General features: G+C 41.3%; 2 protein-coding genes. Both read left to right on the top strand.

Features of this window, described 5'->3' with window-relative positions:
- On the top strand, nucleotides 1–1,908 hold a 1,908-nt coding region (locus T546_RS0122300), incomplete at its 5' end, for a DUF7948 domain-containing protein (RefSeq protein WP_026893486.1).
- A gap of 108 nt (nucleotides 1,909–2,016) precedes the next feature.
- Nucleotides 2,017–2,205: hypothetical protein (locus T546_RS25770; RefSeq protein WP_034600400.1), on the top strand; the 189-nt coding region annotated here is incomplete at its 3' end.

The raw sequence follows: 2,205 nt of genomic DNA, 5'->3' as shown, positions 1-2,205 counted from the left end.
ATAGAGGAAGAAGTCCCAGAGCCAGATCAGCCTAGAAATGGTGTGGCTCTGGAGCTCTCTTTTACAAATGCAAATACCAATCTTTTCCCGGAAGGTATATCTCAGCAAGAGGGATATCACCACTTTTTCAAAGGAAATGACTCTTTAAAGTGGCAAAACGGAGTTCCCCATTATAGGGAACTAAAATATAATGCTGTCTGGGAGGGCGTGGATCTGGAGATTTCCGCCAGTGATGATGGTTTGAAAATGAACTGGTTGTTAGATAGACCAGAAAGAATTTCATCGATCCGACTTCATTGGGAAGGGGCAGACCGTTTGGAGATAGATGAAACGGGAAATTTACTCATTCATCATGTACTGGGAACATTGACTGACTTAGCTCCCATTGCTTATCAAGTAATCGGTGGAGTTAATATTCCGGTGAGCTGTGCTTATCGGCGCTATAGTGACTTTGATTTTGGTTTCCAGCTGAGTGGAGATTATTCGACTGATAGTCCTCTTGTCATTGACCCCATTCTACAGTATTCCACCTATTTTGGAGGCCCAGATATACTAAATGGTAATGCGATTGCGATAGATGACCAAGGGCAAGCCTATGTGGCGGGATACGTAAATTCAACTGGATTACCAGTAACACCAGGTGCCTTTCAAACTACTTTTGCAGGAAATGAAGATGCATATATTACTAAGTTTTCCAGCAACGGAGAATCTCTCATTTATTCCACTTATCTTGGCGGTAGTGGTCGCGAATATAGCTGGAGTATTGGAATTGATACGGAATATTGTGCCTATGTGACTGGACAAACAAATTCTATTAATTTTCCAATAACACCAGGTGCTTTTCAAACCACTCGTGGCTATATGTTTGTTACTAAAATAGCTGCAGACGGAGGAAGCCTTATTTACTCCTCCTTTCTGGGAAACAATAATACTGATATTAGTTATGATATTGCCGTGGATCCGCAAGGCAGTGCTTATGTGACAGGGCGAACCGCCTCCACTGTTTTGCCTTCTACTCCGGGCGCTTTTCAAACCACTTTACCCGGTACTAGTACTAGTGGATTTATTACTAAAGTTTCCCCCGACGGAGCAACCCTTATTTATTCCACCTACCTTGGAGGCAGTGGAAGTGAAAACTGTCTTGGCATTGCTTTGGACACTCAGGGGCATGCCTATGTGACTGGCACTACCAGTTCCACTGATTTCCCTATAACACCCGGTGCTTTCCAGACCACTTTTATTGTGGATGCAGCATTTATTACAAAACTGGCAGTGGACGGTAGTTCTCTTGTTTACTCCACCTTTTTGGGCGGTAGCGATTATGATTACGCTTATAGTATTGCTGTGGATACCTTGGGCCATGCTTTTGTCACGGGAGACACCAATTCATCTGATTTTCCAGTAACACCTGGCGCTTTCCAGACAACAAAAGGCCCTGCTATTAATCAACCATTTATATCAAAGTTATCTCCGTCTGGAAACAGTCTGATTGGATCCACCTATTTTGGGGGAAGCTCAGCGAGTGCAGTTAGAGATATTACCACAGATTTACAGGGCCATGCTTATATCATAGGAAATACTTCAGCGTCCGACTTTCCAATAACACCAAACGTGATCCCTTCAACATGGACCGGAAATGGGGCTGCATTTATCAGCATTCTTTCAGCAGATCTAACTAACCTTATTGTTTCATACTATATAGGTGGAAATAACACAAATGATGGACACAGTATTGACATCGGACCAGAAGGTGCAATATACAAGACAGGGAATACTAGTTCGACTGATTTTCCTGTTACTCCAGGAGCATACCAGACAACTTTAATTGGAAGACAAGATGCTTTTGTTAACAAAACAGCATTTGCATTTTATAATAAAGTATCTCTTAATTTAGTTAAATTGCATTAATATTTTATGGTAAGGGGCCGTGTTGACAGGCCCCTTACCATACGTTTGTCTCATAAAATAAATATTTTGCATATTATGCTTTATACCATTTAGAAAGAGGTGTATATTATGCAAAATCATTTAAAAGAATCCGTTCATTTAAATAAATGTAAACTTCCTCTCTCATTTGTTAAAAATAATGGGCAGGAAGATCAGAGAGCCCACTTTACGACAAATTTTAAAGGCCGCCGTTTTTTCTTTTCTTCAGACCGGATTACTTCCGTTGAGCTGGAGCCTATAGAGGAAGAAGTCCCAGAG

It is taken from the genome of [Clostridium] aerotolerans DSM 5434, assembly GCF_000687555.1.
Lineage (GTDB): Bacteria > Bacillota > Clostridia > Lachnospirales > Lachnospiraceae > Lacrimispora > Lacrimispora aerotolerans.
This window is presented reverse-complemented; position numbering and strand designations above follow the sequence as displayed.